Raw genomic sequence first — 24,972 nt, 5'->3', positions numbered from 1 at the left:
GGACATCCATGGCAACCCGAGACACAGGTGGTCAGTCGCAGAGCGGGCGCAGCTCCAGCGACCAGGAGATCGAGGACGTCACCGTTGAGGCCAATCCCGAGGTAGCCGAGCGGCACGCGGAGATCACCGAGGACGTGGACGATCTGCTCGACGAAATCGACTCCGTTCTCGAAGAGAACGCCGAAGAATTCGTGAGGGGATACGTCCAAAAAGGCGGTCAGTAGTCCTAATTGTCCGATTTCCGGGCGCCCGTTCTGGGCGCCCGGTTGTCGTAGACGGCGGCGACACGAGAATCAAAGATCATCGCACTGGATGGGTGTGCGGGATATGGTGCTTCAACCGCAGCGGCGGCCCTTCCGCGCCGGTGCGTAACACGTATCTGAAAGGAACCACGTGGCGACGGGTTTTGATCCATCCGGGCGTCTACCGGATATCTTTCTCAACACGGGGACGTCCTCCTTCACGCAGTTCCTGAGCGCGGCCGCCCCCGAGCTGCTGCCGGGCCGCCGGCCGCTGCCTCCCGGGCTGAACGGAGGTGACGTGGCCCCGCACGGCACCACGATCGTCGCGATCGCGACCGCCGAGGGCGTCGTGATGGCCGGTGACCGCCGGGCGACCATGGGCAACCTCATCGCCAGCCGGGACATCAAGAAGGTGCACCCCGCCGACTCCTACTCGCTGATCGGCATCGCCGGCACCGCCGGGATCGGCATCGAGCTGATCCGGCTGTTCCAGGTCGAGCTGGAGCACTACGAGAAGACCGAGGGCGCGATGCTCTCGCTCGACGGTAAGGCGAACCGGCTGGCCGCCATGGTGCGCGGCAACCTGGGCGCGGCGATGCAGGGCCTGGCCGTGGTCCCGCTGTTCGCCGGCTTCGACCTGGCACCGGCCGAGGGCGTGCACGCCGGGCGGATCTTCAGCTTCGACGTGGCCGGTGGCCTCTACGAGGAGACCGGTTACGAGGCGATCGGCTCCGGTTCGCTGTTCGCCAAGGCCGCGCTGAAGAAGAAGTACCGCGAGGGTGTCAGCACCCAGGACGCGATCCGGCTGGCCGTCGAGGCGCTCTACGACGCCGCGGACGACGACACCGCGACCGGTGGCCCCGACCTCACCCGCAAGATCTACCCGGTGGTGATGACCGCTACGGCGAACGGCACCACCCGGCTCAGCGACGCTGAGATCACCACGGTGGCCGAGCAGGTCGTCTCCGGACGCATGGAGAACCCGGGCGGTTGATCCGCGCCGCGCGAGAAAAGGAGTAGCCACCCGTGGCCATGCAGTTCTACGCATCGCCCGAGCAGGTCCAGCGGGACCGCTCGGAGTACGCCCGCAAGGGCATCGCCCGCGGTCGCTCGGCCGTGGTGCTGTCGTACGAGGGCGGCATCCTGCTGGTCGCCGAGAACATCACCACCCTCCGCAAGATCAGCGAGATCTACGACAAGATCGCGTTCGCGGCGGTCGGGCGGTACAACGAGTTCGAGAGCCTGCGCCGGGCCGGCGTGCGGATGGCCGACATGACCGGCCTGACCTACGACCGGCGGGACGTCACCGGGCGGGCGCTGGCGAACGCGTACACCCAGACGCTCGGTGCGATCTTCTCGGAGACGCAGAAGCCCTACGAGGTGGAGATCTGCATCGCGCAGGTCGGCGCCACCCCGGAGCAGGACGAGCTCTACCGGATCATGTACGACGGCTCGGCCCTGGACGAGCCCGGCTTCATGGCGATGGGCGGGCAGGCCGAGGCGATCGCCACCGTGCTGCGCGAGCGGCACGACGTCGCCGCCGACCTGCCCACCGCGCTCGCCCTGGCCGCCGAGGCCCTGGGCAGCGTCGGCGGGGAGAACGGGCAGACTCGCACCCTCGAGGCCAAGCAGCTCGAGGTCGCGGTGCTGGACCGGCGCCGGTCCGGCCGGACGTTCCGGCGGATCGCCGACGCGGCGCTGACCACGCTGCTCGGGCACCAGTCGGTTCCGGACGCGGACCTGGGCGAGACCGACGCGGCCCCGCCCGCGCCGGCCGACGCCAAACCGACCGAGTCGGCGGCGTCGGAGGACACCGAGAAGTGATCGGGTCCGGACGCGGCCCGCGGGGCCGCGTCCGGGCATCGTGACGAGGAAACGACCGGCTGGCCCCGGCCGGTCGTCCGTCGTGCCACCAGTCCCGGAATCAACCGATTTCTAGGGCCCCGTGGTGGCTGCCAATGCGCCCCGGATGCGGCTAGTGTCTTGTCATGGAACGGCGAATTTTCGGCCTCGAGACCGAGTACGGAGTCACGTGCACCTATCGGGGACAGCGGCGGCTGTCGCCGGACGAGGTGGCCCGCTACCTGTTCCGCCGAGTGGTGTCGTGGGGACGCAGCAGCAACGTCTTCCTTCGTAACGGCGCCCGCCTCTACCTCGATGTCGGTTCCCACCCGGAGTACGCCACCCCCGAATGTGACTCCGTCACCGACCTGGTCGCCCACGACCGGGCCGGCGAGCGGATTCTGGAGGGCCTGCTCGTCGACGCGGAGAAACGTCTGCACGACGAGGGCATCGCGGGGGAGATCTACCTCTTCAAGAACAACACCGATTCCGCCGGCAACTCCTACGGCTGCCACGAGAACTACCTGGTCAGCCGCCACGGCGAGTTCGGCCGCCTCGCTGACGTGCTGATCCCGTTCCTGGTCACCCGGCAGCTGATCTGCGGCGCCGGCAAGGTGTTGCAGACCCCGCGCGGCGCCGTCTTCTGCCTCTCCCAGCGTGCCGAGCACATCTGGGAGGGCGTCTCCAGCGCCACCACCCGCAGCCGCCCGATCATCAACACCCGCGACGAGCCGCACGCCGACGCCGAGCGGTATCGCCGCCTGCACGTCATCGTCGGCGACTCGAACATGAACGAGGTCACCACCCTGCTCAAGGTCGGCAGCGCGGACATCGTGCTGCGGATGATCGAGGCCGGCGTGGTGATGCGCGACCTGTCGCTGGAGAACCCGATCCGGGCGATCCGCGAGGTCAGCCACGACGTCACCGGACGCCGCAAGATCCGCTTGGCGAACAACAAAGAGGTCTCCGCCCTGGAGATCCAGCAGGAGTATCTGTCGAAGGCGACCGAGTTCGTCGAGCGCCGCGGCGGCGACCCGGTCGCCAAGCGGGTCGTCGAGCTCTGGGGCCGGGTCCTCGCCGCGATCGAGAGCGGCGACCTCGACCCGGTCTCCCGCGAGATCGACTGGGTGTCGAAGTACAAGCTGATCGAGCGTTACCAGGCGAAACACGACATCCCGATGTCGCACCCGCGGATCGCCCAGCTCGACCTGGCCTATCACGACGTCCGCCGTGGCCGCGGGCTCTACGCGCTGATGGAGAAGCGCAAGCAGGTCGACCGGATCGCCAACGACCTGCAGATCTTCGAGGCCAAGGAGACCCCGCCGCAGACCACCCGGGCCCGCCTGCGCGGCGAGTTCATCAAGCACGCCCAGGAGAAACGGCGCGACTTCACCGTCGACTGGGTGCACCTCAAGCTCAACGACCAGGCGCAGCGCACGGTCCTGTGCAAGGACCCGTTCCGCGCCTACGACGAGCGGGTGGAGAGGCTCATCGCGAGCATGTGAAACAGCCGGTAGTAGGCTGGCCGGGCTATGACATCGTCACACCCCGGCCAGCCCGCCGATCCGCACGGCCCGCGGCCGCAGGGCGAGGCGCCGAAAGGCCGCGCCGACCGCCGCCGGGAGCGCATCCGCCGCGACGTCCAGGCGGCCCGCACCGGCCGCCAGCTTGTCCCGACGTGGCTGATGGCGCTACTTCTCGCCCTCTTCCTGGGCGGCTGGATTTATCTGATCATCACCAAATAGGCGTGTTTCCGCGCGGATCGCGGCATGCCGTCAAAGATCAAGATCAAATTCTTTCTTTACGCGCGTCCGCTGGGGTGCGGATCGCATGCTCCCGCGCGGGCCGGGACGGCTGATCTGGCCGCTGGCGCGTCCAGGACGATCAGCCGTCCCTTCATTGTCCGCGGGTGGTTCCGGAGATCAAACCCCTGGCTGGTCCTCAGCGCCCTATCCCACTCCCGCATGGGGCCACCAGGGCCAGCCCGATACTCCTCGGCTGGCCTCCAGTGCCCTATGTCGTTCGTGGATGGGGCCACCAGGGCCAGCCGGACACCCCCCGGCTGGCCTCCAGCGCCCTGGGCAGGCGCGGAAAAGGGTCAAGCCGCTTGACATCCCTGGCACGTGGGATGCCTTCATTGTCCGCGGATGGTTCCGGAAACCGCAGCGGTTCCCCGGCGTACCGAAAATCTCGCCGACCGTCTGTAGCCGCGGTCGCGAGCGGGGCAGCGGACCGGGTGCCGGCGGCTCGTTCGCGAGGTGGGCGGCTGCCCGGCGTACCGGAAAGCGCGCGGATCGATCGTGGCCGCGGTCGCGAGCCGGGCAGCGGACCGGGTTGGCAGCGGATCGTGCGTGGGAGCGGCCGCAAGGTGGGCGCGTCCGGGTTTGACGGGCGGGGATTCGGGTTTGCTCAGGGTGGGTCGGTGGAGACCGGCGGCCGAGGGGCTGCGGGTGTGCCGGGTTTGCGGAAGGCTTGGTGGTATGACCGAGATTCTTGGGCCGGGAGTCAACGATTACCTGCTGGCGCACTGCACGCCGGCGGACGCGGTGCTGCGTGAGCTGGCCGCCGAGACCGCGGCCTCGCTGCCCCCGGAGTATGTCGACATGCAGATCGCCCCGGACGAGGGCGCCCTGCTCACCCTGCTGGTCCGGCTGACCGGGGTGTCGAACGCGGTCGAGGTCGGCACCTTCACCGGCTTCTCGTCGATCTGCATCGCCCGCGGCCTGCGCCCCGGTGGCCGGCTGCTCTGCTGCGACGTCTCCGCGGAGTGGACCAAGGTCGCCCAGGAGTACTGGGTGAAGGCCGGTGTCGCCGACCGCATCGAGCTGAAGGTCGCGCCGGCCGTCGAGACGCTCCGGGCGCTGCCGGCCGACCCGGTGATCGACTTCGGGTTCATCGACGCCGACAAGATCAGCTACCCGCTGTACTACGAGGAGCTGGTCACCCGGCTGCGCCCCGGCGGCCTGCTGGCCCTGGACAACGTGCTCCGCGGCGGCCGGGTGCTGCACCCCACCGAGCCGGCCGACCGGACGATGGCCGAGCTCAACGACCGCATCGTGCGCGATGAGCGGGTCGACTCGGTGATGCTCCCGGTCCGGGACGGTGTGACCTTGGTCCGAAAACGCGACTGACCGAAAGCGGATTTGGACCCCGGCTGCAACCGGCAGGGCTTCTTCTGGGTCGGTGACGAGCGGGCGAAGGCAGACCCAGATGACGTTCGCCACGGTGGCGGCCGTCGCGATCGTGGCGTACCAGTTCCTGCCGGGCGACGAGTGGCTGCTGGCCGGCTGGCAGGTCGGCATCGGCTGGCTGGCCGCTGCCGCCATCGTGCTCGGCGCCCGGCGCCAGGAGCGCGGCGACTGGCTGCCGTGGTACCTGCTCGCCGCCGGCGTGTTCAGCAACGCCACCGGCATCGGCGTCGCCAAGACCTGCGCGCTGCTCTGGGGCCTGGTCGACCTGCCGACCCCGGCCGACCCGTTCTTCCTGGGCCTCTATCCGGCCTGCGCGGCCGGGATCGCCCTGCTGATTCGCCGCCGCGACCGCTGGGCCAACTGGACCGCGATGGTCGACGCGGCCACCATCACCACCGGTTTCGGGCTGCTCGCCTGGGTCTACGTCATCGACCCGATCAACCTGGTCAGCCACATGGACAGGCTGGCGCACGCCGTCCAGGCCGCCTACCCGATCGGTGACCTGCTGCTGCTGGCCATGATGACCCGGCTGCTGCGCAGCGGCGGCAGCCGCGGCGGCGCACTCTGGTGGATGGCCGGCGCGCTCGGCACGCTGCTGCTCGGCGACAGTTCCTGGGTCATCCTCGACAACCTGGGCGCCCCCGGGCTGGCGCTGGAGGAGACGCCCTGGTTCGTCCGGATCCTGGAGTCGGTCTTCCTGGTCGCCTTCGCGCTGTTCGCCGTCGCCGCCCTCGACCCGGCCGCCGACAAACTGGGCAAGTCGGCGCAGGAGAGCACCACCCGGCTCGGCGCCGGCCTGCTGATGCTGCTGACCGGCGCCTCGCTGATCGCGCCCGGCCTGCTCGCCCTCCAGGTGCACCAGGGGCAGGTCGTCAACGGCGGCAGCATCGCGATCGGCTCGACCGTGCTGTTCCTGCTGGTCGTGGCGCGGATGGCGGGGCTGCTGCGGGACGTGGAACGGCAGGCCCGGCAGGTCCGCGAGCTGGCCCGCTCGGACGAGCTGACCGGCCTGCCGAACCGGCGAGCCTGGAACGACGAGGTGCCCCGCGCCCTGGAACGCGCCCGCCGCGACCACCTGCCGGTCGCCGCCGCGATCATCGACCTGGACCACTTCAAGCGCTTCAACGACACGTTCGGCCATCCGGCCGGGGACCGCCTGCTGAAGGCGGCGAGCGCGGCCTGGCACGGCACGCTGCGCTCGGTGGACCTGCTCGCGCGTTACGGCGGCGAGGAGTTCGTGGTGCTGCTGCCGGGCGCGGACGCGGCGAGCGCGCACGAGGCGCTGAGCCGGATGCTGGCGGTCACCCCCCAGGACCAGACGTTCTCGGCGGGCCTGGCCGTGTGGGACGGCGAGGAGACGTCGGAGGAGCTGCTGCAGAGGGCCGACCGGGCGCTCTATCTGGCCAAGGATCGAGGCCGCAACCGGATCGAGATGCCCGCCGCGGCCTGAGACGGTGCCGGTCAGTAGTTGCCGTGGACCCGCCACAGATTCTCCTGGTCGGTCAGTTGCCGCGGGTAGACGGCGAACTCGTCGACGGTGCCGGTCAGGTACGGGTTGCCGGGTGCCGCCGGCCAGTTGTCCACGGGCTGCAGCGGGGCGCCGCCCAGCCGCCAGTACCCGGTGGCCGCGGTTGCCGCGACCACGCTGGTGTTGGTGGTCAGCACCCCGTCGACATAGAGCTTGAGCCCGGCGGCGCCGACGCTGCCCATCACGTGGTGCCACAGGGCGTCGTCGACCGTGGCGGAACTCGACACGGTGACCGCGGCGCCGCTCTTGACCACGCCGAACTCGACCTTGCCCGCCGGGTCCACGTAGAGCAGCCGGTCGCTGAAACCGCTGCCGAGCCGGGTGGCCGTGCCGGCGAAACCCGCGATGACGCCGACGTCGTCGACCCCGACCCGGATCAGGCACTCGACGGTGAACGCGGCGGTGGCCGCGGTGGCGGCGTATTTGGCGTTGGAGGCGTTCACGGTGCCGCCGAACGCCACCGAGGTGGATCCGGCGTGCCCGGTCTTGGTGCCGAGCAGGCCACCGGCCTGTTCGGCGGCGATGGCCGGGTACATCAGGCCGACGAAGGTGCTGATGGTGGCGCTGGTGGTGGCCGCGGTGGCGAGCGGGTAACCGTTGTACACCCGGACGTCGTCGATCTGGCCGAGCCACGCCTCCACGGTCGAGCCGGCGGACAGGCGGCGCCCGATCTGCAGCGCGGTGGTGGCGATGGCCGGAATGAAGGCGAAGGCCACGCTGCTCTGGGGCACCCCGTTGACGTACAGGCGCAGCACGTTGTTGAAGTCGTCGTGGATGCCGACCAGGTGGACCCACTGGTTGACGACCGGGCCGGTGACGTCGCCGTACACCGGCACCGTGGTTCCGCCGCTGGTGAGCACCCGCATCACCCACTGGCCGGCGGGCTGGTCGTAGCCGAGGCTGACCGCGGTGGCGGCGGCGGTGTTCTCCGCGACGAAGGTCCGGGTGGTGCTGCTGTCGGTCAGCCGCACCCAGGCGGAGACCGTGAAGCTGCCGGTGGTGGCGAGCTGGGCGGCCGGGCCCTGCACGTACCCGGCGGCGGACATGGTGAGCGCGTTGCCGTCGCGCCCGGCGGCCAGGCTCGCGCCTCCGCTGAGCGCGACGCTCGCGGATCCGGCCACGACGCCGGGGGTGCCGGTGCTGGCCGCGACACTGGTGTACGTCGGGTTGCTGCCGGTGGCCTCGGTGAACGGCCAGCGGGCGGTCGGGCGTACCGGGAGCTGGGCGAGCTCGGCGCCGCTCAACGCCCTGCGCCAGGCACGCACCTCGCCGATCTGGGTACTCCCGTCGCCGAGGCCCTTCCAGGCGGCGTCCCGGTACCGGCCCAGGCCGATCCCGGCGTTGGTGGAGGGATGAAAGATGGTGTGTGCCACCGAGCCCTCCAACACCCCGTTGACGTACAGGTACAGGGTCGTGGTGTCGAACACCGCGGTCAGCTGGACCCAGGTGTTGGCCAGCACCGGGGTGCTGCCCAACGCGTAGTCGAAGGCGACCGTGGAGGTCTGCGGGTCGCCCGCCATGGCCGCACCCCAGCAGGACGCCGCCGTGTTCGGGCAGTGCGCCGGATAGTCGCCGAAGATCATGAGGTCGCTGCGCGGGTAGGTGCCGGTGCCGCTGGGCGTACCGGACGAGTTGCCGGTCATGTGCACCACGCCGACCCGGGTGCTGCTGGAGGTGGGCACCAGGCCACCCGGGTTGAACCAGGCGGTGACGGTGAACGCCCGGTCCGAGCGGAACGGCGACAGCAGCGCGGACAGCGAGCCGCCGTTGCCCGGCTGAACCGCCCCGCCGGTCGGGCCCGGGTAGCCGCCGGCGGCGGTGCCGTTGATGAAGGCGGTGTTGCCGGCGCCGGAGCTGTCCCGGAACACCGTGGCGCCGGCCGGGTCGTCGAGGCGCCACCAGGGGGTGGCGTTGTTGGTCGCGGTCTCGTAGACACCGGCGCTGGCGTTCACCGCGTCGGCCGCCGCCGAACCGGCCGCGGGCGTCTGCGTCTCGTCCATCCGGTGGTAGAACGCCGGGCCGGCGCCGCTGATCAGGGCGGGCACCCCGGGGAAGGTCGGCGAGGCGGCCACCGTGGCGGGCACGCTGACGCTCGACGTGTACCCGGCGCCGGCGACCTGCCAGCACCCATAGGCCAGAACCGTGACCAGGAGCGCCGCCGTGGCCAGCCACCTCATACCTTCCGGTTCGGCATCGCCGGGTCCCACCTGAACCGCGCCCGGCGATGCTGCGGGCGCCGAGCGTGCCGGGGTGCGGCGGCGTCGTCCTCCTGCCGTGTCGCGACGACCAGCAGCGCCAGCGTCAGCGCCACGGTGGCCAGCACCTTGCGATCCTCGCCACGGCCGTGCCAGTAGACCGGCAGGCCGATCCATCGGATCAGCAGGCGGGGCAGTCCGCGGACCGCGGCGGCCGGCACCGGCATGGAATCCGTCGTCGGGTTGGCGTCGCCCTTGGTGACCAGGGTGCCGTCGGTGTTGCGTCGGACCACCCGGTGCAGCAGCAGGCGGCCGGGCTTGGCCGGGTTCTCCACCAGCACCGGCATGCCGGGCCTGAGGTCGGCGGCGCGGACCGGGCCGGCGATCGCCACGTCGCCGGGACGGATCTTGGGAAGCATCGAGCCGGAGACCACCACCGCGCTGGTCCAGCCGAAGGCGATCGGCAGGACCGACCAGAGCACCGCCACGACGAACGTACCCAGGACGATCCGGGCGAGCACGCTCGCGGTGAACCAGGCCCATTCGCGGGCTTCCGATGCGGACATCTTCGGCCCTGTCCTTCGGACGGCGGCTGACGCCGAGCCAGCTCGCAACAAGGGTAAACACTAACAATTCCCCGCAGCCCGCTCCTCAACTACCCGGCGACGGCACCGATCGGGGAGGCCGTGGACGTCAGACCGTGGGGGAGTTGACATGTCAGAGACGGGTGCCGGGCGTCGTCGCCGCCGACGTCGCCGGATCTCCGGTCTGGCCGTGCCGCTGAGCATCCTGCTGGGATCCCTGCTGGTCTGGCAGTCCTCCGAGTCGGCGTACTCGGCGACCACCGCGACGCCGGACAACACCTGGAACGCGGTCAGCGTGAGCCTGACCAACAGCCAGGTCGGCTCGGCGCCGTTCACCGTCGCCACCGCTGTCCCGGACGCGGCGCTGAACGCGATCACCCTGGCCGGTTTCGCGCCGAGCAGCGCGCGCACCGGCGGTCAGGCCTGCGTGATGGTCGACTACCAGACCGCTGCCCCCGCCAAGATCCGGATGCGGATCGACGACGCCTCGGACACCCTGTCGGGTGCCCTGGAGATGGTGGTCGACCAGGGGACCGGCGCGACCAACGCGGCCTGCGCCGGCTTCGTCAGCAACGGCACCGTGGTGTACGGCGCGGTGGCCGGCAGCACCGCGAAGGTCAGTGGTTTCCCGACCACGTGGTCGGGTAGCAGCTCCGGGGAGTGGACCGCCCCCGGCGCGGCCCAACTGTGGTACCGGATCACCTGGCTGCTGCCGTCCAACGCGGCCGCCGCCACCTCCGGCACCACCGCCGACTTCAAGTTCCAGTGGGAGGCGCAGGCCTACTGATGTCCGGGGTGCCCCGGGCCGGTCGTCACCGCAGGCGTCACGGACCGTGGCGCCGGTGGCGACGATGGCCGATGCTTGCGCTGGTGGCAGCCGTGGCGGCGCTACCGGTGGCGGACGCCGCCTACACGGCAACGACATCGACCCCGGTCAACACCTTCACCGCCGGGACGGTGGCGCTCTCCGCGGCGGCGCCCGCCGGCAAGGTGTTCTCGGTGGCCAACGCCATCCCCGGCAGCTACGGCGCGTCCTGCGTGATCACCACGTACACCGGGACCGCCCCGGCCACGGTGCGGCTGTATTTCACGGGAGTGTCCGGGACGCTCGGCAACTACCTGGTCGCCCGGGTGCAGAGCGGGACCGGCACACAGACCGACTGCTCCGACTTCACCTCGCCCACCACGCTCTACAACGCGAGCGCGCCGGCCGCCGGCGGGCCCACGCTGGCGGCATACCTCGCCGCGCACACCGGCTGGGCCACCGGCGACGGCGCGTGGCCGGTCACCGGCCCGGCCACCCGGGCCTGGAAGTTCGAATACCTGTTGATCGGCGACGACAACGCGCAGAACAGCACCCTCAGCTTCACCGCCGTCTGGGAGGCGCAGACCTGATCCGGCCCCGCGGTCATCCCCCGGACGGGCCCAGCAGCCCCGCCGCGTGCCGGCCGGCGGCGGCCGCGGCGAGGAAGTACTGGTAGTCCTGGTCCAGCTTGCGGCCCATGGTCGACAGGGGCACCGGGGAGGCGCGCAGTGCTTCGTCGAGGCCGTCGACCGGGACCGTGACCACGCGGTGGCGGTCGCTCAGGAAGTCGAGATCGGCGGCCAGGGCCGCTGCCAACCCCTCCGGCACGGGCAGGTCGGCGCGGGTCAGGGCGACTTTTCCGTACGCCGTGAGGCTGTGGTGCGACACGCCGCGGTGCCGGGCGCGCCCGTCCTCCTGGGAGATCCGCAGCGACCCCACCGGCCGGCCGTCGAGCACGCCGATCGCGTTGATGGCCTCGCCCAGGGCGACCCCGGAGAAGCCCCAGGCCGTCCCGGTCCCCAGGTTGCCCGGGCCCTGCGCCACGATGGTCACGTCCGCGCGCAGCACGTGCCGGGCGGCGAGCAGCCCGGTGTGCACGGTGCTCGCCTCCAGATCCCCGCCGAACGCCTGCCCGGTGGTGACCGTCCCGGCCAGGTGCTCGCGGAGCCCGTCGAGCGTCCGGGAGAACCAGGCGGGCAGCGCCCCGCCGTCGGTCATCACGTAGGCGACCGTGGCGTCCGGCCGGTCGGCGTGGATCCCGGCCAGGATCGCCGGCAGCGCCGAGTGCAGGTCGGCGGTGACCACCGGCATCCCGTCGAGGGACTCGTGCTCGTCGAAGAGCGGCCGGTGCGGCGACGCCTCCTCGTCCACCCCGAGCAGGATCGGCTGCAACGGCGTGTACCGCGCCTTCACCAGGTGTCCCGAGTCCCGGGTCGTCCCGGCGTCCGGCGGGTCCGCGGGCAGCCGGTCCGGGATCGCGACCACCAGGGCGTAGCCACCGGTGCCCAGGCCCATGACGAGGGCGCCGACGTTGAGCAGCACGCGGTCGCCGGGCTCCGGCTCACCCACCAGATCCGGGTACGCCAAGGCTCGCACCGGCCCCCCGTCGCAGGTGACGTCGAGTTCGACCGCGCCACGCCAGCGGCGTCGTACCGAAAGAACCGTCCCGGACCGCCAGCGCACCATGAGCGGACCCTATCGGTCGAGTCCGCCGTCGATGTGGTCGCGTCCCGGCACGCCGCGGGTCGGGTCCAGGAAGACGTACCGGATCTCCGGGAAGCGTTCCCGCAGCCGGCGCTCGGCCTCGTCCGACGCGGCCTCGATCGCGCTGCCCGGCACGTCGTCGTCGAAGTCGACCTTGGCGGCGACCAGGATGTCGCCCGGCCCGATCTGCATGGTCAGCAGCGTCGGCACCGCGGTGACCACCGGGATGGCGCGCAGGTCGGCGGCGATCTGGTTGTGGATCCGGCGCGGCACCGCCCGCCCGACCAGCAGCGACACGTTGCTGCGGGCCAGCACCGAGGCGACCACCAGCAGCAGGCAGCCGATCAGGATCGAGGCCAGGCCGTCCCACAGCTCCTGGCCGGTGAGCTGGGCCAGGCCGAGCCCGGCGGCGGCCAGCAGCAGGCCGATCAGGGCCGCCGAGTCCTCGAAGAAGACCGCTTTGACCGTGGTGTCCGGGGTGAGGCGCAGGAAGCGTTGCGGGGTGACGTTCCACCGGCGGGACTGGTCGCGGACCTGGCGGCGGGCCTTGAGGAACGAGGCGCCCTCGGCGACGAACGAGACGGCCAGGACGATGTAGGAGGCCAGGTACTCGCCGGCCTCCTGACCGCTGATGATCGTGGTCACCCCGTGGTAGATCGAGAATCCGGCGCCGCCGACGAAGGTGAACAGGGCGGCGATGAACGCCCAGACGTAACTCTCCTTGCCGTACCCGAACGGGTGTTCCTCGTCCGCCGGTTTTCCCCCTCGGCGCAACGCGACGTAGAGGAAGACCTCGGTCACCGTGTCGGCCACCGAGTGCGCCGCCTCGGAGAGCATCGCCGCCGAGCCGGAGACCAGGCCGGCGACCAGCTTGGCGACCGCGATGACCAGGTTCGCCAGCAGCGCCAGGAGCACGGTCCCGACGCTCTCGGTCTCGGCCCGGGGCCCCGTCTCGGGCAGTCCGGCGGGGGTGATCTCGGGCTCGGGTGCGACAGTCACACCCGTCATCGTTCCCCGGGCTCCGCGCGTTTAACGGTCGGGACACGCGGGCTGCTAGGTTTCGTGTCGTGTCGCGCACTCGTACCGAGCGCCTGGTGAACCTGGTGATCTGCCTGCTGTCCACGCGACGGTTCCTGACCGCCGCGCAGATCGCCCTGACCGTGCCCGGTTACGAGCACGACCCCTCGGATCCCCGGGACCACGAAGCCTTCCAGCGCAAGTTCGAGCGGGACAAGGCCGAGCTGCGGGAGCTCGGCGTGCCCCTGGAGACCGGGACCGCGAGCATCTTCGACCAGGAGCCCGGTTACCGGATCGCGCAGCGGGAGTACGCGCTGCCCGACATCCTGCTCGAACCGGACGAGGCCGCCGCGGTCGGCATCGCCGCCCGGCTCTGGCAGCACGCCGGCCTGGCCGCCGCGGCCTCCTCCGGCCTGGCCAAACTGCGCGCCGCCGGCGTCGAGGTGGACCCGCAGGCCACCCTCGGCGTGGAGCCGGTGGTCACCGTCGACCCGGCGTTCGGCCCGCTCACCTCGGCCGCCCGGGACCGCCGCGCGGTCACCTTCAAATATCGGGTGCCCGAGGTCGACGAGCCCAGTGTGCGCCGCCTGGAGCCGTGGGGCGTGGTCTGCTGGCGCGGCAGGTGGTACGTCGTGGGCCACGACCGGGACCGCAACGCGGCCCGCTGCTTCCGGCTGTCCCGGATCGTCGGGGACGTCAAGGCCACCGGCCGCCCGGGCGCGTTCACCCCGCCGGAGGACGCCGACCTGATCAAGCACGTGGCGGTAAGCTCCGGCCCGATCGCCCGCACCGGCCGCGCCACGGTCACCGTCCGGCCCGGCCGGGCCGCCGGCCTACGCCGGCTGGCCAGCGAGATCGTCCCGGGCCCGGAGGGCGACAGACTGACCATTTCGTACGGCGATCCGGAGTGGCTCGCCTCGCGGATCGCCGGGTACGGGCCGGATGCCCGCGCGGACGGTCCCCCCGAGCTGCGCGACGCGGTGATCCAGCACCTCAAGGAGCTGGTCACGCGCTATGAGCTGCCGGCGGTCGCCCGATGACCGCCCCGCGCACCCCGTCCGCCGACCGGCTCGGCCGCCTGCTCAACCTGGTGCCCTACCTGCTGGCCCGCCCCGGCATCCTGATCGCCGAGGCGGCCGCCGACCTCAACGTGACGCCGAAGCAGCTGCGCGAGGACCTGGAGCTGCTCTGGGTGTGCGGGCTGCCCGGGTACGGCCCGGGCGACCTGATCGACATGGCGTTCGACGGCGACCGGGTGACGATCAGCCACGACGCCGGCATCGACAAGCCGCTGCGTCTCAACCCGGACGAGGCGCTCGCCCTGGTGGTGGCGCTGCGGATGCTCGCCGAGACGCCCGGCATCGGCTCCCGGGACGCCATCGAGCGCGCCCTCGCCAAGATCGAGAGCGCGGCCGGCGACCTGGCGGACGCCCCGGTGGCCGTGAAACTCCCGGCCAACCAGGAGAAACTCGCCAAGGTTCGTGCCGCGGTCGACTCCGGGCACGCGCTGCGGCTGACGTATTACACGGCCGCCCGCGACGAGACCACCGACCGGGTGGTCGACCCCATGCGGATGCTGACCGTCGGCACGTTCGCGTACCTGGAGGCGTGGTGCCGCCGGGCCGAGGCGACCCGGATGTTCCGGATCGACCGGATCGACGCGTTCACGGAACTTTCCGAGCCGGCCCGGCCGCCGGTCGAGGCGGTGCCGCACGACGTCACCGACGGCGTCTTCCGGCCCGGCCCGGAGCTGCCGCTGGTCACCCTGCGGGTGGGCCGCGGCGGCCGGTGGATCACCGAGTACTACCCGGTCGAGCAGGTGGTCAAGGAGCCCGGCGAGTGGCTGGTCACGATGCGGGTCACCGACCTGGTCTGGGCTCGGCGCTTCCTGGTCGGCCGCCCGGACGTGACGGTGGCCGGCCCGCCCGAGCTGGTCGAGCAGATCCGCGCCGCGGCCCACGAGGCCCTGGACCAGTACGCCGCGCCCGGGTGAGTCGCGTTTTCCCCGCCGACCGGTAGGGTTGCGCCGTGCTGATGTGGGTCTGGATCGCCGTGGTGGTGATCGCGCTGATCGTCCTGGTCCTCGCCGCGGTGCGGCTGCTGGGCCGGTTGTCCGAGCTGCGCCGGGCGGCCGTCAAGCTCCAGCGCCGGCAGGAGGAGGCGATGCGCCTGCAGGCCGGCGCGGCGAAGCTGGAGCAGACCATGCTCGGTCTGCAGCAGCGGGCCGAGCGGGCCCAGGAGCAGGTCGAACAGATCAAAGCCGGCCTCGGCAAGTGAAGTGGGCTGTTCCGGCCCCGTTGTCCAGGACGTAAAGCCGATACGTAAGAATCTCGCGGGTTCCGGCATGCAACATCGCCGGAATTGACACGTACGATGGACCCCGCAACCTGATCCCACCGTCTGGAGTCATCCCATGAGCGGCGCCTTCAAGCCATGGCACCTCATTCTTCTCGTCGTCGTGCTCGTCCTGCTGTTCGGCGCGAAGCGACTGCCCGACGCGGCGCGTTCCCTGGGCCGCTCGCTGCGGATCATCAAGGCCGAGACCAAGGGCCTCGTCGACGAGGGCAAGAACGACGACAACCTGGCGGAGAAGGCCGACGCGCAGTACTCGCGGCAGCCGCTCCAGGGTGACGTTCAGCAGCCGGGTTACCAGCCGCAGCCGGGCTATCAGCAGCAGCCTCCGCAGGGTGGCTACCAGCAGCCGCAGCCGGGTTACCAGCAGCCCCAGCAGCCGCCCGCGCAGCCCTACGTCGACCCGGTGCAGCGCACCAACGACCGCTGACCTAGGACGATGGCTTCCCTGAGCCTGCGCCGCAACAAGGGGCCGAGCAAGTTCGAGCAGGCGTCCGACGGCTCGATGACCCTCATCGAGCATGTCCGGGAGTTGCGCAACCGGCTCTTCATCGCCTCGCTGGGCGTCGTTGTCGGCCTGATCGTCGGCTTCATCGTCTCCGACTGGGTCTTCGACCTGCTCAGCGGGCCGTATTGCCATCTGCCGACCTCGAAGGCGTTGCAGCCCGACGGCACCTGGAAGTGTCAGTACCTGACGCTGGCCGCGAGTGACGGTCTGATCATCCGGCTCAAGCTCGCCCTCTGGGTGGGTCTGCTCGTCGGCTCGCCGGTCTGGCTCTACCAGCTGTGGGCGTTCATCGCCCCGGGTCTGCACCGCCACGAGCGCAAGTGGGCGTACGTGTTCGTCGGGATCGCCGCCCCGCTGTTCATGGGCGGCGCCGTGCTGGCCTACTTCGTGGTTCAGCACAGCCTCCAGTTCATCATGGAGGCCGGCGTTCTCCAGCAGTCGCAGCAGCTGGAGGTCACGGCGTACATCGGGTTCGTCACCACGATGATCGTGCTGTTCGGCGCGGCGTTCGAGTTCCCGCTGATCCTGCTGATGCTGAACTTCACCGGTGTGGTCACGGCGAAACGGCTGCTCAGCTGGTGGCGCGCGGTGATCTTCCTGTCGTTCGCGTTCGCCGCGATCGCGACTCCGGACCCGGGCCCGTTCGGCATGACGCTGCTGGCCGCCTGCATGGCGTTCCTGTACTTCGTGGCGGTCGGTGTCGCGTTCCTCAACGACAAGCGCAAGGGCGTCGGCAAGGAGCTTTACGCGGGGCTCGACGACGACGCGATCTCCACGCTCGAGGAGGAGCGGGTCCCGGTCGGCGCGTCCGACCCGATCGCCGCCCCGACCCCGGTCGACGCGCCCACGCCGGTGGAGAGCCCGAGGCCGATCGAACGTCGCTTCGACGACATGACTTAGCTGGCTGGCTCCGCTTCGCTCCGCGGCAAAACGCCTGGTAACCGGTGACGGGGCAAGTGACTTCCCGCCGCCCGCAAACCCCGCGGGCGTCGAGAAGTCACTTGCCCCGTCACCGGCGGCGTTTTGCGGGGTGGGAAGGGCTCACCGCCGTGACGGCTGAGCGGGTCACCCGGTACCGTCACGCCGGTGACGAGGGATTTCATCGCGGTGCTGGCCAATGCCCGGGCTGGGCGGGGCCGGCACCGCGGTTTGCTTCCCGGGGTGTTGCAAGCGCTGGGCGGGGCCGGGCATCCGGTGCGGCTGCTCGAGGCGGACAGTGGGACCGGGGCGGAGCAGGCCTGTCACCGGGCGGTCGCGGACGGGGCGGTGGCGCTGGTCGCGGTGGGCGGGGACGGGACGGTGCATCGGGTGCTGCAAGCCGTCGCTGGGCGAGACGTCGGGTTCGGGGTGGTGGCTGCCGGGACCGGGAACGACTTCGCGGGTGCTGTGGGCGTACCGAAAGAGCCGATCGAAGCCGCGGCCGGGATCGCCGCGAGTCTCGCAGCGGGCCGTGTGCGGCGGATCGATGCCGCCCTGGCGGCCGACGCGGCCGGGCGGGAACGCTGGTTCTGCGCGGTGCTGGCGGCCGGGTTCGACGCGCTGGTCAACGAGCGGGCCAACCGGATGCGCTGGCCGCGCGGACCGCGCCGCTACGACCTGGCGATCATGCTGGAGCTGGCCCGGCTGCGGGCCCGCCGGTACACGCTGGAGATCGACGGCGAGGTGCTGACCGTGCCGGCCGAGGTGGTCGCGGTCGGGAACGCGGCCAGTTACGGCGGTGGCATGCGGATCCTGCCGGACGCCGACCCGGCCGACGGGCTGCTCGACGTGATCTACGCGAGCCCGCTCGGGCGGGGTGGCCTGGTCCGGCTCACACCGCGGTTGCGGGACGGCACGCACGTCACCGACGCCCGGGTGACCGTGCTGCGGGCCCGGCACGTGCGGGTGCACGCCGAGGGGATCATCGGGTATGCGGACGGGGAGCGGCTCGGCCCGCTGCCGCTCGACATGAAAGTTGTGCCGGGTGCAGTCCGGTTGCTCCGGTGAGTTGACCGTCAGATCGCCCGGCGACAGCCCGAAGGTGAGGGCATGGCGATGAACACGGTGTCCGGCAACACGTCCTCGATCACCGCGATGGCGACCTCGGTCTTCGGCAACGCGCGGCAGGCCTTCAAGGCGATGGCCGACGCCGCGGTCAGCCCCGACGCGGCCACCGAGGCGCAGGCCGCCGCGGCGACGGCCGGCAAGGGCCGCCGCGGCACCATCCTCGACCGGTACGTCTGAGCGGGCTCAACCAGCGAACTCGGTCGGCGTGCCGGGTCAGACGCAGCCGGCCAGCGCGAGCGTCGCGCCCAGCCCGTTGTTGCGGCCGGCCTCGGCGGCGGGCAGCACCAGGGCGGCGCAGCCGGCCCTGACCGCGCCGGCGTCCGCGGGCGTGTCACCCACCATCAGTGTCCGCTCCGGATCAGCGCCGACCATCCCGCAGGCGCGCAGGAAGATCGCCGGGTCCGGTTTGGTCCGGCCCACCTCGTAACTCAGCGCGAACGCGTCGACCAGCCCGTCCAGGCCCCAGTGGGCGAAGTGCGGGCGGATGTCGAACCCGATGTTGCTGACCACGGCGACCTTGATCCCGGCCTCGTGCAGCCTGCGCAGCGTCGGCTCGGTGTCCGGATAAGGCAACCAGCCGTCGGGCACCAGCAGCCGCTCGTAGAGCGCGTCGGCCAGTCCCTCGACGTCGGTGTGCACGGTCGCGGCCAGGCCCGTGTAGGCGGCCCGGTGACTGTGCTCGTAGAGATCGCGGTCGGCCCAGTGCTCGGCCAGCTGCGGGGGCACCCGGTGCGGCAGCGGGCCGCCGGCGCGACCGGCGGTGACCAGGCGGTCGGCCAGGATCGTGGCCTTCCCCCGGTCGAGGGTGGCGCCGCACGCCGCGGCAGCCGCAACGACCCAGGTCACCGGGTCTTCGACCTGGGCGAGAGTGCCGTGGAAGTCGAACAGGACGGCTTCCACGAGCCGCGCGGACTGGGGAGGTTCGGTGGCATGCGGCACTCGTGCACCTTACCGATGCGCCTGACCGGGCTCGGACGCGCCTAACCGTGTCGCGAATTGTCATACCAGCGAACTAGGCTTCTGTTCATGACGAGTCCCGCCGAACGGTATGCGGAATCCAAGCGGCGGGCGGCGCGAGTCGCCGAGTTCCCGGCGCTCGACGATTTCATGCTCGATGTCGGCTTCGACCTGGACGACTTCCAGCGCGCCGCGTGCGAGGTGCTGGAGCGGGGCAACGGCGTGCTGGTCTGCGCGCCGACCGGCGCCGGCAAGACCGTGGTGGGCGAGTTCGCCGTGCACCTGGCGCTGCGCTCGGGCGAGCGCAAGTGCTTCTACACCACCCCGATCAAGGCGCTGTCCAACCAGAAGTTCCACGATCTGGTCGAGCGCTACGGCCCGGAAAAGGTCGGACTCCTCACCGGCGACAACGTGATCAACGCGGATGCCCCCGTGGTCGTGATGACCACCGAGGTCCTGCGCAACATGCTGTATTCCGGGTCGGCCCAGCTGAAAAATCTCGCCTATGTGGTGATGGACGAGGTCCACTACCTCGCCGACCGCTTCCGCGGCGCCGTCTGGGAAGAGGTGATCATCCACCTCCCGGCCTCGGTCACCCTGGTCTCGCTCTCCGCCACGGTCAGCAACTACGAGGAGTTCGCCGACTGGCTGGTCACCGTCCGCGGCAAGACCGACGTGGTGGTCAGCGAGCACCGCCCGGTTCCGCTCTGGCAGCACATGCTGGTCGGCCGCCGGATGTTCGACCTGTTCCACGACGCCGACGCGGCCAAGAAACACGACGTCCACCCCGAGCTGCTGCGCTACACCCGCGAGATGGAGCGCCGCCTCGACCTGGGCGAGCGGGCCGGCGGGTGGAACGCGCGGGGCGGCCGCGGCCGCCGCTGGCAGCCACCACCGCGCGCCGAGGTGGTCGACCGCCTGGAGCGCGCCGGGCTGCTGCCGGCCATCCTGTTCATCTTCAGCCGGGCCGGCTGCGACGCCGCCGTGCAGCAGTGCCTCGGCGCCGGGCTGCGCCTGACCGGCCCGGAGGAGCGCGCCGAGATCCGCCGGATCGCCCAGGCCAAGGTCGCCGCGATCCCGGCCGAGGACCTGTCGGTGCTGGGTTACTGGGAGTGGCTCGACGGCCTGGAGCGGGGCATCGCCGCGCACCACGCCGGCATGCTGCCCGCCTTCAAGGAGGCGGTCGAGGAGTGCTTCGTCAACGGCCTGGTCAAGGCGGTGTTCGCGACCGAGACCCTGGCCCTGGGCATCAACATGCCGGCCCGCTGCGTCGTGCTGGAGCGCCTGGTCAAGTTCAACGGCGAGGCGCACGTCGACCTGACCCCGGGGGAGTACACGCAGCTCACCGGCCGGGCCGGGCGCCGCGGCATCGACGTCGAAGGGCACGCCGTGGTGCTCTGGAGCCCCGAGGTCGACCCGCGGCACGTGGCCGGTCTGGCCTCCACCCGGACCTATCCGCTGCGCTCCTCGTTCCGCCCGTCCTACAACATGGCGGTCAACCTGGTCGGCACGGTCGGCGCGGAGAAATCCCGCGAGCTGCTGGAGTCGTCGTTCGCCCAGTTCCAGGCGGACCGCTCGGTGGTCGGCCTGGCCCGTCAGGTGCAGCGCAACGTCGACACCATGCAGGCGTACGGGGAGGATGCCGCCTGCCACCACGGCGACTTCGACGAGTACTTCGGGCTCCGGGTGGCCATCGCCGACCGGGAGAAGTCGCTGGCCCGGCAGGGTGTGGCCCAGCGCCGCTCGGCCGCCAACGACTCCCTGGCGAAACTGCGGATCGGCGACGTGATCCGGGTGCCGCAGGGCCGCCGGGCCGGGCTGGCCGTGGTGCTGGAGCCGGCCGCCGGCGGGTTCGGCGAGCCGCGGCCGCTCGTGCTCACCCAGGACCGGTGGGCCGGGCGGGTCAGCCCGGCCGACTTCGGCGGCGAGGTCGAGGTGCTGACCCGGGTCCGGGTGCCGAAAAACTTCAACCATCGCTCCCCGGGCGCCCGCCGCGACCTGGCCGCCCAGGTCAGCGCCACCGGGCTGGACCGGCACCCGGACCGCCGCCGGGCCGGGCGCAGCAAGGCCAGCCCCGGCGAGGACGCCGAGATCGCCCTGCTGAAGGTGCAGCTGCGGCAGCACCCGTGCCACGCCTGCCCGGAGCGGGAGGACCACGCCCGCTGGGCCGAGCGCCGGCACCGGCTCCAGCGCGACACCGACGCGCTGCGGGACAAGGTGGCCGGCCGGACCGGCTCGCTGGCCCGCACCTTCGACCAGGTGTGTGCCGTGCTCACCGCCCGGGGCTACCTGTCCGCCGACGGCGAGGTGTCCGAGGCCGGCCGGATGCTCGGGCGGATCTGGTCCGAGGCCGACCTGCTCGTCGCCGAGTGCGTGCGGCAGGGCGTCTGGGACGGTCTGGATCCCGAGGAGCTGGCCGCCGCGGTCAGCATGGTGCTCTACGAGTCCCGCCGCGAGGGTGAGGACCGTGCCTCGGTGCCGAAGGGGCCGATCAGCGGCGCGGTCGACGCCTGCGCCAAGCTGTGGGGCGAGATCGCCACCGAGGAGAGCGAGCACGGGCTGTCGCTGACCCGCGAGCCCGACCCCGGCTTCGTCTGGCCGATGTACCGCTGGGCGCGCGGTGAGCCGCTGGCCCGGGTGCTGGCCAGCGGGCACAACTACGACGCCGACATGCCGGCCGGTGACTTCGTCCGCTGGGCGCGGCAGGTGCTCGACCTGCTCGGCCAGATCCGGGAGGCCTCCGCGGCGTCACCCGGCGTGAAAGAGACGGCCCGCAAGGCGATCGCGGCGGTCAACCGGGGGGTGCTCGCCTACCAGGGCGGCGTCTGATCCGACATGTCGCGTTCATCGCGCATGGTGAATCTCCGTTGACGTCGTCTTTGGGACAATTCAAGAATTGCGGCGGCAGAATCGATGGCACTGAGTACGTTCGCCAGGGGAAGGGGTCATGGCCACGGACTCGCCGCATCTCATCGACTGGTCCGCGGGCGCGCCGCCCGAGGCGGTGCTCGCCGTCATCGACCCGGACACCGCCGTCATCGAGGTGACCCTCCACGGGTCCTGGGACCGGCGGCTCTCCTGGCTGGCCCGTACCGTGCTGGACAAGTGCCTGGCCGAGCACCCGACCGGCCTGATCGTGGACCTGCACCGGCTCAACGATCCGCGGGCCGTCAGTGCGCCGCTCTGGCTCACCCTGTGCGCGCAGGGCGCCGCCATGCAGCCGCCGATCGCGATCGGGGTCTGCCTGCCGGCGCCGACCCCGCTGGCCCGCCGGTTGCGCCGGCTCGGCGCCCGGGACTGGCTGGTCATGTACGCGTCGGTGCAGCAGGCCCGGGCCGCCTTCGCGCACCGGCGCCCGCTGATCGACCGGATGCACCTGGCCCTGCCGCCCGACCCGGCCGCCGCGACCCTGGCCCGCCGCCTGGTCAGCGACGCCTGCCGGGGCTGGGAGCTGCCGCATCTCAGTGAGCGGGCCCGGCTCGTGGCGTCCGAGCTGGTGGTGAACGCGGCCGAGCACGCCGGCACCGACATCGAGGTGGTCGTGTCGTCGCGTGGCGAGGGCACCACGGCCGCGCTGCACCTGGCGGTCTTCGACGGGAACCCGGCCCTGCCGCAGGTCCGCGACCCGGTCGCCGGTCCGCTCGGTCCGTCGCTCACCGACCGTGGCCTCGGGCTGCGGATCGTCGGGGCGGCGGCGTCGGCGTGGGGCGCGCTGCCCGCCCGGGGCGGGAAACTGGTGTGGGCGATCCTGCGCAACCGGCCGGAGGAGTGGCAATGAGCCCTGATCCGAGTTTCCGTCATGAGTCCTGACCCCGCGTTCGCGGGCACCAAGATCGCCGGCGCCCGGCACGGCGACCGGTTGGTGATCGAACTGTGGGGCAGCCTCGACGCGATGTCGGTGACCGCGTTGCAGACCCAGCTGTACGACCTCACCCGGGTCTACGACGTGCTCGGGCTGACGGTCCCGGTCCGCCAGATCCACATCGACGTCGCCCGGGTGGACTTCTGTGATGCGGCGGGGCTGCGGATGCTGGTCGCGGCGCGCAGCGTGGCGGGTGCCCGGGACGCCACCTGTCACCTGCGGAACCCGCAGCCGCATCTGCGGTGGCTGCTGCGCGCGACGCGCGCGGGCGATCTCTTCCGCCTCGACCACGACTGAGGCGCGAGGTCCGCTGTGGCTCGCGGTGACCGCTTGAGGGTACGACCGGAGCCGCTCGCCCCGCGGAAGAGGGGTCAGGGTTTCAGGCCGGCGAAGAGGACTTCGAGGATGCGGGACTGGCTGTCCGGGGCGACCTCGACGGCTCGCGAGGCGCCGGCGAGCAGGCCGACGATGTCGGGGACGCGCAGGTCGGGGCGGACGGCGCCGGTGGACTGGTCGCGGCGCAGCAGGGTGCCGATCGCGGCGAGCAGGTCGCGGTGGACGTCGGCGGCGACGCCGCGGGGGTCGACGCCGGCCTCGGTGAGAGCGTCGGCGAAAGCGTTCTTGACCCGGGACTGCTCGACCGCCCGGCGGATCCAGTCGGCGAGCGTCGGCGCGGTGGCGGCGTCGTCGGTGAGGCGGCGCAGCCGGGCCAGGTAGACCTCCTGGAGCAGCGCCTCCTTGGTGGGGAAGTGCCGGAACAGGGTGCCGATCCCGACCCCGGCCGCCCGCGCGATCTCCTCGGTCGCCACCGTGGCGCCGCGCTCGGCGAAGACCTCCTCGGCGACCTCCAGCAGCCGCGCCCGATTGCGCTGTGCGTCCGCACGTGGCACACGGACCCCTTCCTAAACGGAGTGAACACTCCGTATGCTTAAACGGAGTACGCACTCCTATTCTGCACGGAGGTGGACCATGGAAACACCCCGCGAGGTCTTCGCCCGGCTCTCCGGCGGCATCGGCCGCGGCGAGTGGAGCACGCTCGGCGACCTCTACGCGCCGGACGCCGTCGTCACCATGCCGTTCGATCCGCGGCGGACGCGGCTGCACGGGCGCGACGAGGTGGCCCGGCACTTCGCGGCGGCGGCGGCGTCGCTGCCGATCACGCTCAGCCCGGACAACGTGCGGGTGCACGAGACCACGGACCCGGAGGTGATCGTGGCGGAGTACGACTACGCGGGGCCGGGCTTCCGGATGGCGAACATCCAGGTGCTGCGCATCCGGGACGGGCTGATCGTGGAGTCCCGTGACTACCACGACCACGGGGCGATCGCGGCGGCTCTGCGGGCTTAGGGCACGGTCTGGCCGCGGAGGATGCTCAGCGCGGCGTCCAGCAGCTCGGGGCTGCTCGCGAAGACGTACGCGCCACTTCCCGCGCGCTCCTGCCCGTCCAGACCGCGGAAGTACCCACCCGCCTCCGGGAGGATCACCGAGCTGGCCGCGAAGTCCCAGATCTGCCCGCCGGTCTGCACCGCCACGTCCAGGTCGCCCTGCGCCACCAGCAGCGGCGGATGCACCGGCCACGGCTCCTCCGCAGCCACCGCGATCAGCGGCGCGGCGATCTCCCGCCCCCAGTCCAGCGGGACCACCCCGAGCCGGCTCCCGGCCACCCCGTCCGGCGGCGCCGCGACCCGGATCCGCTCCGCCGCGGCCAGCCCGCCGTCCACGACCTTGCCCCGGTAGGCCCCGCCGCCACGGGTGGCCCACCACGCGAGCCCCTGCACCGGCACGACCTGCACCCCGACGGTGACCTCGCCGTCCACCTCCAGGGCGATCAGCACCAGCCACCGTCCGTCGCCGCGGACGAACAGCGCCGTGCCGTCGATCGGGTCGATGATCCACCGGCGTCCGTTCCGGCTCGCGGTCTCGCCGTGCTCCTCGCCGAGGATGGCGTCGTCCGGTCGCGCCTCGGCCAGCACCGCCCGGATCGCGTGCTCGACCGCGCGGTCGGCCAGGGTCACCACGGTGCCGTCCTTCTTGGTCTCCTGCGGCAGGTCGGCGATGACCGCGAAGTGGCGGAGCGCCTCGGCGGCGCCGGTCAGTGCGGCCCGCTGGGCCAGTTCGAGATCCGTCTCCACGGATTCA

General features: G+C 71.7%; 27 protein-coding genes. 20 read left to right on the top strand and 7 right to left on the bottom strand.

Annotation, left to right across the window (positions count from 1 at the left end):
- Positions 1–8 precede the first annotated feature (8 nt).
- The 7 genes from Aiant_RS04975 (at position 9) to Aiant_RS04945 (ending at position 6,725) form a co-directional block, all read left to right on the top strand.
- A complete protein-coding gene (locus Aiant_RS04975; protein WP_189331165.1) occupies positions 9–224 on the top strand; it encodes a ubiquitin-like protein Pup in 216 nt (71 codons plus the stop codon).
- 169 nt (positions 225–393) lie between these two features.
- Positions 394–1,236 carry a proteasome subunit beta gene (prcB, locus tag Aiant_RS04970; RefSeq protein ID WP_189331164.1) on the top strand — a complete coding sequence of 281 codons (843 nt, stop codon included), beginning with the start codon at positions 394–396 and terminating at the stop codon, positions 1,234–1,236.
- 32 nt (positions 1,237–1,268) lie between these two features.
- Positions 1,269–2,066, top strand: coding sequence for a proteasome subunit alpha (prcA, locus tag Aiant_RS04965; RefSeq protein WP_189331163.1), 798 nt, complete (start codon positions 1,269–1,271; stop codon positions 2,064–2,066).
- Between the two features lie 164 nt (positions 2,067–2,230).
- Positions 2,231–3,589 carry a Pup--protein ligase gene (gene pafA, locus Aiant_RS04960; RefSeq protein WP_189331162.1) on the top strand — a complete coding sequence of 453 codons (1,359 nt, stop codon included), beginning with the start codon at positions 2,231–2,233 and terminating at the stop codon, positions 3,587–3,589.
- A 27-nt stretch (positions 3,590–3,616) separates the two neighbouring features.
- On the top strand, positions 3,617–3,829 hold the full coding sequence (locus Aiant_RS04955) for a hypothetical protein (RefSeq protein ID WP_189331161.1): 213 nt from the start codon (positions 3,617–3,619) through the stop codon (positions 3,827–3,829).
- A gap of 735 nt (positions 3,830–4,564) precedes the next feature.
- Positions 4,565–5,215, top strand: a complete 651-nt coding sequence (locus Aiant_RS04950; protein WP_189331160.1) for an O-methyltransferase — start codon at positions 4,565–4,567, stop codon at positions 5,213–5,215.
- A gap of 79 nt (positions 5,216–5,294) precedes the next feature.
- Complete coding sequence (locus Aiant_RS04945; protein ID WP_189331159.1) at positions 5,295–6,725, top strand: GGDEF domain-containing protein; 1,431 nt, start codon at positions 5,295–5,297, stop codon at positions 6,723–6,725.
- Between the two features lie 11 nt (positions 6,726–6,736).
- Here the strand turns inward: Aiant_RS04945 and Aiant_RS04940 are convergent, their stop codons facing one another.
- Both Aiant_RS04940 and Aiant_RS04935 read right to left on the bottom strand, forming a co-directional pair.
- A complete protein-coding gene (locus Aiant_RS04940; RefSeq protein WP_189331158.1) occupies positions 6,737–8,980 on the bottom strand; it encodes a LamG domain-containing protein in 2,244 nt (747 codons plus the stop codon).
- Positions 8,977–9,564, bottom strand: coding sequence for a signal peptidase I (locus Aiant_RS04935; RefSeq protein WP_189331157.1), 588 nt, complete (start codon positions 9,562–9,564; stop codon positions 8,977–8,979). Before Aiant_RS04935 ends, Aiant_RS04940 begins: the two co-directional genes overlap by 4 nt.
- Positions 9,565–9,712: 148 nt before the next feature.
- Here Aiant_RS04935 and Aiant_RS04930 point away from each other — a divergent pair, with 148 nt between their 5' ends.
- Together Aiant_RS04930 and Aiant_RS04925 are read left to right on the top strand one after the other, a co-directional pair.
- Positions 9,713–10,369 carry a helicase gene (locus tag Aiant_RS04930; protein ID WP_189331156.1) on the top strand — a complete coding sequence of 219 codons (657 nt, stop codon included), beginning with the start codon at positions 9,713–9,715 and terminating at the stop codon, positions 10,367–10,369.
- 71 nt (positions 10,370–10,440) lie between these two features.
- Positions 10,441–10,977 (top strand): hypothetical protein, encoded by a 537-nt coding sequence (locus Aiant_RS04925; RefSeq protein ID WP_189331155.1) that lies wholly within the window; start codon positions 10,441–10,443, stop codon positions 10,975–10,977.
- Between the two features lie 13 nt (positions 10,978–10,990).
- On the opposite strand, the gene Aiant_RS04920 is transcribed toward Aiant_RS04925, so the two are convergent.
- Both Aiant_RS04920 and Aiant_RS04915 read right to left on the bottom strand, forming a co-directional pair.
- On the bottom strand, positions 10,991–12,073 hold the full coding sequence (locus Aiant_RS04920) for a DUF3866 family protein (RefSeq protein WP_189331154.1): 1,083 nt from the start codon (positions 12,071–12,073) through the stop codon (positions 10,991–10,993).
- A gap of 9 nt (positions 12,074–12,082) precedes the next feature.
- A complete protein-coding gene (locus Aiant_RS04915) occupies positions 12,083–13,099 on the bottom strand; it encodes a cation diffusion facilitator family transporter (protein WP_189331153.1) in 1,017 nt (338 codons plus the stop codon).
- Positions 13,100–13,158: 59 nt separating this feature from the next.
- Here Aiant_RS04915 and Aiant_RS04910 point away from each other — a divergent pair, with 59 nt between their 5' ends.
- The 7 genes from Aiant_RS04910 (at position 13,159) to Aiant_RS04880 (ending at position 18,191) form a co-directional block, all read left to right on the top strand.
- Entirely contained in the window at positions 13,159–14,148 is a 990-nt protein-coding gene (locus tag Aiant_RS04910) for a helix-turn-helix transcriptional regulator (RefSeq protein WP_189331152.1), read from the top strand.
- Positions 14,145–15,101: a helix-turn-helix transcriptional regulator gene (locus Aiant_RS04905; protein WP_189331151.1), complete on the top strand. Its 957-nt coding sequence runs from the start codon at positions 14,145–14,147 to the stop codon at positions 15,099–15,101. Before Aiant_RS04910 ends, Aiant_RS04905 begins: the two co-directional genes overlap by 4 nt.
- A gap of 41 nt (positions 15,102–15,142) precedes the next feature.
- The gene (locus Aiant_RS04900; RefSeq protein ID WP_189331290.1) at positions 15,143–15,385 is read left to right on the top strand and encodes a hypothetical protein; all 243 of its coding nucleotides are present in this window, start codon (positions 15,143–15,145) and stop codon (positions 15,383–15,385) included.
- Between the two features lie 136 nt (positions 15,386–15,521).
- A complete protein-coding gene (tatA, locus tag Aiant_RS04895) occupies positions 15,522–15,890 on the top strand; it encodes a Sec-independent protein translocase subunit TatA (protein ID WP_189331150.1) in 369 nt (122 codons plus the stop codon).
- A 9-nt stretch (positions 15,891–15,899) separates the two neighbouring features.
- Positions 15,900–16,868, top strand: a complete 969-nt coding sequence (gene tatC, locus Aiant_RS04890; RefSeq protein WP_229830113.1) for a twin-arginine translocase subunit TatC — start codon at positions 15,900–15,902, stop codon at positions 16,866–16,868.
- A 186-nt stretch (positions 16,869–17,054) separates the two neighbouring features.
- On the top strand, positions 17,055–17,954 hold the full coding sequence (locus Aiant_RS04885) for a diacylglycerol/lipid kinase family protein (RefSeq protein WP_189331149.1): 900 nt from the start codon (positions 17,055–17,057) through the stop codon (positions 17,952–17,954).
- Between the two features lie 42 nt (positions 17,955–17,996).
- Positions 17,997–18,191 carry a hypothetical protein gene (locus tag Aiant_RS04880; protein ID WP_189331148.1) on the top strand — a complete coding sequence of 65 codons (195 nt, stop codon included), beginning with the start codon at positions 17,997–17,999 and terminating at the stop codon, positions 18,189–18,191.
- A 36-nt stretch (positions 18,192–18,227) separates the two neighbouring features.
- On the opposite strand, the gene Aiant_RS04875 is transcribed toward Aiant_RS04880, so the two are convergent.
- Entirely contained in the window at positions 18,228–18,953 is a 726-nt protein-coding gene (locus Aiant_RS04875) for an HAD family hydrolase (RefSeq protein WP_189331147.1), read from the bottom strand.
- An 87-nt stretch (positions 18,954–19,040) separates the two neighbouring features.
- Between Aiant_RS04875 and Aiant_RS04870 the strand changes: the two genes are divergently transcribed.
- The 3 genes from Aiant_RS04870 to Aiant_RS04860 all read left to right on the top strand — a co-directional run bounded on the left by Aiant_RS04870 (position 19,041) and on the right by Aiant_RS04860 (position 23,130).
- Complete coding sequence (locus Aiant_RS04870; protein WP_189331146.1) at positions 19,041–21,800, top strand: DEAD/DEAH box helicase; 2,760 nt, start codon at positions 19,041–19,043, stop codon at positions 21,798–21,800.
- A 118-nt stretch (positions 21,801–21,918) separates the two neighbouring features.
- Entirely contained in the window at positions 21,919–22,749 is an 831-nt protein-coding gene (locus Aiant_RS04865) for an ATP-binding protein (protein ID WP_189331145.1), read from the top strand.
- Positions 22,750–22,770: 21 nt separating this feature from the next.
- Positions 22,771–23,130 carry an STAS domain-containing protein gene (locus Aiant_RS04860; RefSeq protein ID WP_189331144.1) on the top strand — a complete coding sequence of 120 codons (360 nt, stop codon included), beginning with the start codon at positions 22,771–22,773 and terminating at the stop codon, positions 23,128–23,130.
- Between the two features lie 74 nt (positions 23,131–23,204).
- Here the strand turns inward: Aiant_RS04860 and Aiant_RS04855 are convergent, their stop codons facing one another.
- The gene (locus tag Aiant_RS04855; RefSeq protein WP_189331143.1) at positions 23,205–23,723 is read right to left on the bottom strand and encodes a TetR/AcrR family transcriptional regulator; all 519 of its coding nucleotides are present in this window, start codon (positions 23,721–23,723) and stop codon (positions 23,205–23,207) included.
- Between the two features lie 79 nt (positions 23,724–23,802).
- Here Aiant_RS04855 and Aiant_RS04850 point away from each other — a divergent pair, with 79 nt between their 5' ends.
- Positions 23,803–24,180, top strand: a complete 378-nt coding sequence (locus Aiant_RS04850; protein ID WP_189331142.1) for a nuclear transport factor 2 family protein — start codon at positions 23,803–23,805, stop codon at positions 24,178–24,180.
- On the opposite strand, the gene Aiant_RS04845 is transcribed toward Aiant_RS04850, so the two are convergent.
- Positions 24,177–24,965 carry an inositol monophosphatase family protein gene (locus Aiant_RS04845; protein ID WP_189331141.1) on the bottom strand — a complete coding sequence of 263 codons (789 nt, stop codon included), beginning with the start codon at positions 24,963–24,965 and terminating at the stop codon, positions 24,177–24,179. The two genes, Aiant_RS04850 and Aiant_RS04845, sit on opposite strands and share 4 nt — an antisense overlap.
- Between the last annotated feature and the right edge of the window lie 7 nt (positions 24,966–24,972).

Origin of the sequence: Actinoplanes ianthinogenes, assembly GCF_018324205.1 — a bacterium.
Taxonomy (GTDB): domain Bacteria; phylum Actinomycetota; class Actinomycetes; order Mycobacteriales; family Micromonosporaceae; genus Actinoplanes; species Actinoplanes ianthinogenes.
This window is presented reverse-complemented; position numbering and strand designations above follow the sequence as displayed.

Coding starts and splice junctions, on each gene's coding strand:
- Aiant_RS04975 (WP_189331165.1), top strand. CDS start 9: ATGGCAACCCGAGACACAGGTGGTCAGTCGCAGAGCGGGCGCAGCTCC.
- pafA (WP_189331162.1), top strand. CDS start 2,231: ATGGAACGGCGAATTTTCGGCCTCGAGACCGAGTACGGAGTCACGTGC.
- Aiant_RS04955 (WP_189331161.1), top strand. CDS start 3,617: ATGACATCGTCACACCCCGGCCAGCCCGCCGATCCGCACGGCCCGCGG.
- Aiant_RS04950 (WP_189331160.1), top strand. CDS start 4,565: ATGACCGAGATTCTTGGGCCGGGAGTCAACGATTACCTGCTGGCGCAC.
- Aiant_RS04945 (WP_189331159.1), top strand. CDS start 5,295: ATGACGTTCGCCACGGTGGCGGCCGTCGCGATCGTGGCGTACCAGTTC.
- Aiant_RS04940 (WP_189331158.1), bottom strand. CDS start 8,980: ATGAGGTGGCTGGCCACGGCGGCGCTCCTGGTCACGGTTCTGGCCTAT.
- Aiant_RS04935 (WP_189331157.1), bottom strand. CDS start 9,564: ATGTCCGCATCGGAAGCCCGCGAATGGGCCTGGTTCACCGCGAGCGTG.
- Aiant_RS04930 (WP_189331156.1), top strand. CDS start 9,713: ATGTCAGAGACGGGTGCCGGGCGTCGTCGCCGCCGACGTCGCCGGATC.
- Aiant_RS04925 (WP_189331155.1), top strand. CDS start 10,441: ATGCTTGCGCTGGTGGCAGCCGTGGCGGCGCTACCGGTGGCGGACGCC.
- Aiant_RS04920 (WP_189331154.1), bottom strand. CDS start 12,073: ATGGTGCGCTGGCGGTCCGGGACGGTTCTTTCGGTACGACGCCGCTGG.
- Aiant_RS04915 (WP_189331153.1), bottom strand. CDS start 13,099: ATGACGGGTGTGACTGTCGCACCCGAGCCCGAGATCACCCCCGCCGGA.
- Aiant_RS04905 (WP_189331151.1), top strand. CDS start 14,145: ATGACCGCCCCGCGCACCCCGTCCGCCGACCGGCTCGGCCGCCTGCTC.
- Aiant_RS04900 (WP_189331290.1), top strand. CDS start 15,143: ATGTGGGTCTGGATCGCCGTGGTGGTGATCGCGCTGATCGTCCTGGTC.
- tatA (WP_189331150.1), top strand. CDS start 15,522: ATGAGCGGCGCCTTCAAGCCATGGCACCTCATTCTTCTCGTCGTCGTG.
- tatC (WP_229830113.1), top strand. CDS start 15,900: ATGGCTTCCCTGAGCCTGCGCCGCAACAAGGGGCCGAGCAAGTTCGAG.
- Aiant_RS04880 (WP_189331148.1), top strand. CDS start 17,997: ATGGCGATGAACACGGTGTCCGGCAACACGTCCTCGATCACCGCGATG.
- Aiant_RS04870 (WP_189331146.1), top strand. CDS start 19,041: ATGACGAGTCCCGCCGAACGGTATGCGGAATCCAAGCGGCGGGCGGCG.
- Aiant_RS04865 (WP_189331145.1), top strand. CDS start 21,919: ATGGCCACGGACTCGCCGCATCTCATCGACTGGTCCGCGGGCGCGCCG.
- Aiant_RS04860 (WP_189331144.1), top strand. CDS start 22,771: ATGAGTCCTGACCCCGCGTTCGCGGGCACCAAGATCGCCGGCGCCCGG.
- Aiant_RS04850 (WP_189331142.1), top strand. CDS start 23,803: ATGGAAACACCCCGCGAGGTCTTCGCCCGGCTCTCCGGCGGCATCGGC.